6 protein-coding genes and 1 pseudogene are annotated in these 6,168 nt (G+C 35.3%); 2 read left to right on the top strand and 5 right to left on the bottom strand.

The genetic code is table 11. The annotated features are described in order from the left end of the window. Nucleotides 1-741: pseudogene (locus Q0L68_RS14790) on the top strand (hypothetical protein); the annotation flags it as partial. 5 nt (nucleotides 742-746) lie between these two features. Beyond that, nucleotides 747-1,763 carry a 2-hydroxyacid dehydrogenase gene (locus tag Q0L68_RS14785; RefSeq protein ID WP_296704719.1) on the top strand — a complete coding sequence of 339 codons (1,017 nt, stop codon included), beginning with the start codon at nucleotides 747-749 and terminating at the stop codon, nucleotides 1,761-1,763. A gap of 84 nt (nucleotides 1,764-1,847) precedes the next feature. On the opposite strand, the gene Q0L68_RS14780 is transcribed toward Q0L68_RS14785, so the two are convergent. The 5 genes from Q0L68_RS14780 to Q0L68_RS14760 form a co-directional block, all read right to left on the bottom strand. After that, on the bottom strand, nucleotides 1,848-2,042 hold the full coding sequence (locus Q0L68_RS14780) for a cold-shock protein (RefSeq protein ID WP_296704718.1): 195 nt from the start codon (nucleotides 2,040-2,042) through the stop codon (nucleotides 1,848-1,850). Further along, nucleotides 2,035-2,298: a cold-shock protein gene (locus Q0L68_RS14775; RefSeq protein WP_296704715.1), complete on the bottom strand. Its 264-nt coding sequence runs from the start codon at nucleotides 2,296-2,298 to the stop codon at nucleotides 2,035-2,037. The genes Q0L68_RS14780 and Q0L68_RS14775 overlap by 8 nt, the downstream gene beginning before the upstream one ends. Before the next feature lie 9 nt (nucleotides 2,299-2,307). Continuing rightward, entirely contained in the window at nucleotides 2,308-3,501 is a 1,194-nt protein-coding gene (locus Q0L68_RS14770; RefSeq protein WP_296704712.1) for a DEAD/DEAH box helicase, read from the bottom strand. Between the two features lie 4 nt (nucleotides 3,502-3,505). After that, nucleotides 3,506-4,495, bottom strand: a complete 990-nt coding sequence (locus Q0L68_RS14765; protein WP_296704710.1) for an acyl-CoA desaturase — start codon at nucleotides 4,493-4,495, stop codon at nucleotides 3,506-3,508. Between the two features lie 448 nt (nucleotides 4,496-4,943). Next, a partial coding sequence (locus Q0L68_RS14760; RefSeq protein ID WP_296704707.1) for a hypothetical protein occupies nucleotides 4,944-6,168 on the bottom strand: 1,225 nt, incomplete at its 5' end.

Genomic DNA, 6,168 nt, shown 5'->3' with positions numbered 1-6,168 from the left:
TCGCCGCTTGGAGTACCACCTTTTTATCAAAAAAATGACACTACCATGTTGTTTGTAGGGCCAAGTAACTACATTACTGCCAGTAATTTAATTTATAACCAAGTAGGCAAAGACACACTTCAAAACTTCTATCAGCTAAACCTTTTGACAGGAGATGTGAAATCTGTGGTTCCTTATGAAGAGAATTCCATCTATAATTCTACCCAGAACATTTATATGGAAGTAATGGGAAAATCATTTTTTATTGATTCGGAAAATAATGAATTAGTCCTGGTTCAAAATTTAGATCCGGAAATTTTAATCTACGATCTTAAGGATCTAACGGTTAAAAATAGGATTCCTATAACCTATTCAGAATTCCTAACATACAGTCCTGTCCCAATTGGGACATCTATATCAGAAGAGATAGTAAATCCTCTAAGGAGACTGTCTGCGAAAAACCAAAAACTAATAAATCTTGGAAATAGAACTTATCTTTTACAATATTTTACAGGAATTACTGAAGCCGAATTTGAAAATAGAAACTCAGAAGATGAACCTTATTTTGCAAGTCTAGATACATCTGAACAAAGAATTCTTATTTTTAAAGATGGAAAGCAATTAAATGTAGAACTTCCAGGATTAGATGGATTTCTGATCACTCCACTTCCAGGCAACAAGATGTTGGTTCAGGAGCCTGAAAACAGAGAAGTAGAGGAAGAATTCACTAAATTCTCAATCTACAAACTAACGACAAACTAACTAAAATGAAAGTAGCATGTTTTAGTACCAAATCATATGATCAAGAGAGTTTTGATCGGATTTTACCGGAACATGGGCATAAGTTCACATATCTTGAGGCAAAGCTGGATAAGCATACAGTTTCACTTGCTGAAGGTTTTGATGCAGTTTGCACCTTTGTCAATGACCATTTAGATGAGACTATACTTAAAAAACTAGCGGCACTGAGAGTGAAAAAAATTGTATTAAGGTGCGCAGGTTATAACCAAGTCGATTTAAAAATTGCGGAGGAACTAGAGTTTAAGATATGTCGCGTACCTGCTTATAGTCCTGAAGCTGTTGCAGAGCATGCATTTGCATTAATTTTGAGTTTAAGCAGAAAGACACATAAAGCTTACAACAGAGTTCGCGACAACAATTTTTCTCTGGAAGGTTTATCAGGATTTAATCTTTTTGGAAAAACTATAGGAGTAATTGGAACTGGCGCAATCGGAACAGCTTTTTGTCGAATTGCATTAGGCTTTGGATGTAAGGTATTAGCCTATGACCTTATTGAAAACAAGGAATTAAAAACCTTAGGCATCGAATATGTAACTTTAGATGAGTTACTTTCATTGAGTCAGATAATTTCATTGCATTGCCCTCTTACTCCTGGGACCAAACACATGATAAATTCTACGACATTAAGGCAAATGCCAGATGGAGTCATGCTTATTAATACGAGTAGAGGTGCCTTAATCGAAACAAAATCCGTAATTAAAGCTCTTAAAAATAGAAAAGTAGGTTACCTGGGAATTGATGTATATGAGCAGGAAGAGGACCTATTTTTCAGAAATTTATCAGAAGAAATTCTTTTGGATGAGCAAATTTCCCGATTAATGACTTTCCCTAATGTACTAATCACGGGACACCAGGCATTCCTTACCAAAGAAGCTTTAGCTCAAATTGCAAAAACTACCTTAGAAAATCTTGATCAAATGGAGCAAAATAAGGAGCTTATTAATGAGATAAAGTTTTCAGAACAGAAAAGCCTTTACCCCTAAAAAGGAAACACCTGCCCTCAATAGAGTGCAGGTGTTTTTTTATCAAAAAGCAAACGGAATCAAATGAAACCGTTTTGAATTTGCTTACTTAACTACTTTTACGTTAACAGCGTTAACGCCTTTTTTACCTTGAACTAGATCATAAGATACCTTGTCGTTTTCACGGATATCGTGTACCAAACCTGACTGGTGTACGAATACATCCTCGTCAGAGTCAGATGGTGTAATGAATCCAAAGCCTTTTGTAGTGTTAAAGAATTTTACTGTTCCTTCATTCATGATTTCTTGATTTAAAATTTGATGTTTTTGTGTTTTTATTACTTTGATTTTGGTTTTTTGTACTCTTTACTGGTTCCTCCTCAGGAGGCGTATCGGTGAAATTACCGAAGCGATCAATATAGACGATCATATCATCTAAATCCCCGCTTTTTGGCTGTGCTTTTCTTTCTAACTTTTTTTCAAATTTTTCTTTCTGTTTTCTTTTCTTTAATTCTGCTTTTTGCTTCTTAATGAAGCTATTCTGATTTTTTGACATACAGTTATTTTAGTTGACAAATGTAATGGCGTGACCAGTTTTACCTGCTCTTCCAGTTCTTCCGATTCTGTGTATATAGCTATCCATTGTCATGGGCAGCTGATAGTTGATCACATGGGATACATCAGCCACGTCTATACCTCTGGCAGCTACATCAGTTGCTACCAACACCCTGGTTTGACCAGATTTGAATTGCTCAATTGTTTTATTTCTAAAATTTTGAGACTTATTTCCATGAATCAATCCAGATTTAACCCCGGATTCATTCAATTTTTTGCTTAGTCTATCGGCTAATCTTTTTGTTTCGGTGAAAATAATCACCTTATCCAAGGATCGATCCCGGAAAAGATCTGATAGCATGACAAACTTATCTTTGCCCTCAGGAACACGAATGATCCCTTGTTCAATATTTTCATTTGTTGTTACACCCGAGTTGATCTTTACCTCAACAGGATTATTCAATAAACCATTGATTAAGCCTCTTTGAGAAGATTCTAAAGTTGCTGAAAACAACATGGTTTGATTCCTCTGAGTCATCGCTCCAACTAATTTCTTCACATCATTTATGAATCCCATATCCAACATGCGATCGAATTCATCTAGAACCAATGTTTTCACTTGATTCAATTTTAGAAGTCTTCTATTTGCCAGGTCGAGTAATCGACCAGGTGTTCCCACGATGACATGAAGTTTCTTGGAAAGAGCCTTCATATCGGAATTGATATTTGTTCCTCCAATAAAAGTTGCAGAATGAAGATTCATTCCTTTACCCAAGCTTTTAAACTCCTCTTCTATTTGTAGAGCAAGTTCACGAGTTGGAGTTACGATTAAGGCAGTAAACTGTCTTGGATCTTTAAGTGCATGTTCAATTATTGGAATCAAAAATGCTCCAGTTTTACCTGAACCAGTATTTGAAATTCCGAGAAGATCTCTCCCGTCCAACAAAGCGGCTAAGGATTGCTCTTGAATATTGGTCATGTTTTCATAACCCTTCACTTCAAGATTTCTAAGAACACCTTTTGCTAAGTTTAGACTTGTAAAAGAAGTTTTTGATTGAAATCCTTGCTGTCCTGTTGGTTGAGCTTTTTTGATCAGTAAGTTCGGATCCAAAGTGGACTCTTTCTTTTTCTGAACCTGTCTTGGACCTCTATTTGGTCTAGCAGTAGGATTTGGTTTTGTATTTCTATTTCTAGTATTGTTCATTATTTTAAGCTTTTTGTGGCTCCAACTTCGGAGTATTTCCGAGTATATAGAGCATTTTAAAATGGTCTAAAACAGCCATAAAAAAATTAGGCTTAGAATAATAAGGCACGTTAAATTCCTCCGCAGTGGCTTTCACAATAGGAGCAATATTTTTATAATGAACATGACAAATGTCTGGGAACAAATGATGTTCAACCTGATAATTTAAACCACCGGCAAACCAAGTAATTATTTTTGAATTTGGAGAGAAGTTACAAGTAGTGGCTAACTGGTGAAGAATTCTTTCTCCCTCCACATTTCCATGCTCATCTGCCACAGGAAAATTTACATCCTCCACTATATGAGCAATTTGAAATACCATGGTAATAATAAACCCGGTCACAAAATGCATTGCTACATAACCCAATAAGATCAACCAAAATGGAAATGGTGCAAAAATCAAAGGAAGGCCAAGCATTACAGAAAAATATCCGATTTTCCATCCAATTATGGTCCATAACGTTTTCTTATACCCATTTTCGCCCTTCACTAAGCCCTTTTTATCATACCTTTTCAATCTGATAAAATCTTTGGCAGTTACCCAAGATAAAGTAGATAAGGCATAGAAAAACCAAGCATAAAGGTGTTGGTATTTATGTAATTTATTTTGTTCTGCTTCTGGAGAAAATCTCAAAAAGAATGGAGCATTAATATCATCATCATGTTCATGAATATTCGTATAGCTATGATGAAGTACATTGTGCTGGATTCTCCAAACTTCCGAACTCGCACCCACCATATTTAGAGTATAGCTGATGTATTTATTAACTTTAGGGTTTTTGGAGTAAGATCCATGACAAGCATCATGCATCACTCCCATTCCAATTCCTGCCATTCCCAGTGCAGAAAGAATATAACAACCAAATAATTGCCAAATTTCTGTTACAAGACCAGAAACTATTAGTATTTGAGGTAATAAGAAAAGAGATATAAGTAAAACAGTCTTAAAGACCATTTCCTTATTTGCATACTTGGATTTATTAGTGGACTTAAAATGTCCATAAACCCTAGATTTGAGGGCGATAGAGAAATCTGATAGATTAGACTCTGAGAATCTTATAGTTTTAATAAAGTCTTATTTTGGTTTAATGTTTAATGTTTTTCTTTCTTGTACTGTTGGGGAGGATTTTACTGCAGGTTTTAATTCTAAAAATAGCCATGGGCCACTGTTGAATTAAAAAAGTAGAAAAGGGAGAGAATTAAAACCTATGTAATCGTAAGGGAAAACTCTTGAATTTGCTACTTAAGCAGGTTGATAATCAACGCAAACTTTACTTCAAGGATCAGAATATATTTTGTTAAGTGAATTTCTGATCGGCACAAAGGTCTATCTATTATTTGATAATTCCAAATTTGTTTGAAAATGCCTCAATCATCTACCTTGAAAGACCTCCTATATTGAATCAATTGAATGGTCGCCAATTCAACATCCCATTAATATGGATCATTTCAAATTTATTATATCGCTGCTTTGGTGACAATGTTTTGCTTCCCAATGTTTCTTTATTCATTAAGATCAGGTGAAAATCAATTGATTTTAATTTATTAGGCTTGTATTTCAAACCTAAATTAATCTGTCGATAGGATGCAAAACCATATTTATTGGCCTGGAAATCCTCAAGATTTGGTAGCCAATGTAACCCAAAATGGATATAAGGTCTCAATCCAGTTTCACCAACTTTATATTCAACATAAGCTACTAAAGCATCCATGTTTCCAAATCCCTCATTTCTCTCCCTTGGAATAAAAGTATACCAAGCATCCTTTCCCCATTCTCTGGGACTCAACCAACGGCCCCTTCCATCTAAATGAGAATAACTTAAACTTGTAATCCAATTATTTTTCGAATACCCTAATTTGCCTGAAACTACCCAGTTTATATCATTTGGATCTTTATACCTTAAAATGGGAACAGTATTTCCCCCCTCACCAATTCCATGTTGGAATCCAAATTGAATACCAGTAAACCAAGTGCCTTTTTCAACAGATTGAGATTGGTTTCTTTCAAATTGCATCCATAATGTATTAGAGATATTTTGAACGAGCGTTTCAGAAAAACTGATTTTCCCAAGTTTTTTTACCTGATGAGAAACTTCTAAAATCCCCATCCAATCACTTGATGTATTACCAGCATATTGAGATCCATTCCCATAAACATCTCTACCTTCTGGAAAAACCCCTATAGATTCTCCTAGTCCAAGCCATTTTGATGTCCCTCTGACTCCTATTCTACTAATAGCCCAAAACCCTAAATCCCAAGAAGAGTTTGGAGAAAACCAAGTATGGATCCCTTCTATAGCAGTTGGTGCCAGTCTACCATCTTGAGCATTGATCCAATCTGTATTGATTGCCATTCGGCCCATTTTCAGTCCCCAACTGGATTGGGAATAGCCTAAAGAAAATGTTTCTAGCTTCCCAAAGAATTTTTCTTCATAATTCAATAGATCAAATAATCCTACCTCATATCGATTATTTAGGCCTGATAATGGATCTGGTGCTGATAAATCAGAACTCCATAAATTTCCATAGACTCTATATCCAAGGTGAAATTGAAGTCGTTCCGCAAAAGTGATTTTTGTACCGAGATTTAAACTAGAACCCAATGCAAAATCATTTTTAAAGTCACTT

Source organism: Algoriphagus sp. (assembly GCF_024642405.1).
Taxonomy (GTDB): domain Bacteria; phylum Bacteroidota; class Bacteroidia; order Cytophagales; family Cyclobacteriaceae; genus Algoriphagus.
Note: the sequence above shows the minus strand (reverse complement) of the source record. Positions and strands in the feature narration are given on the sequence as shown.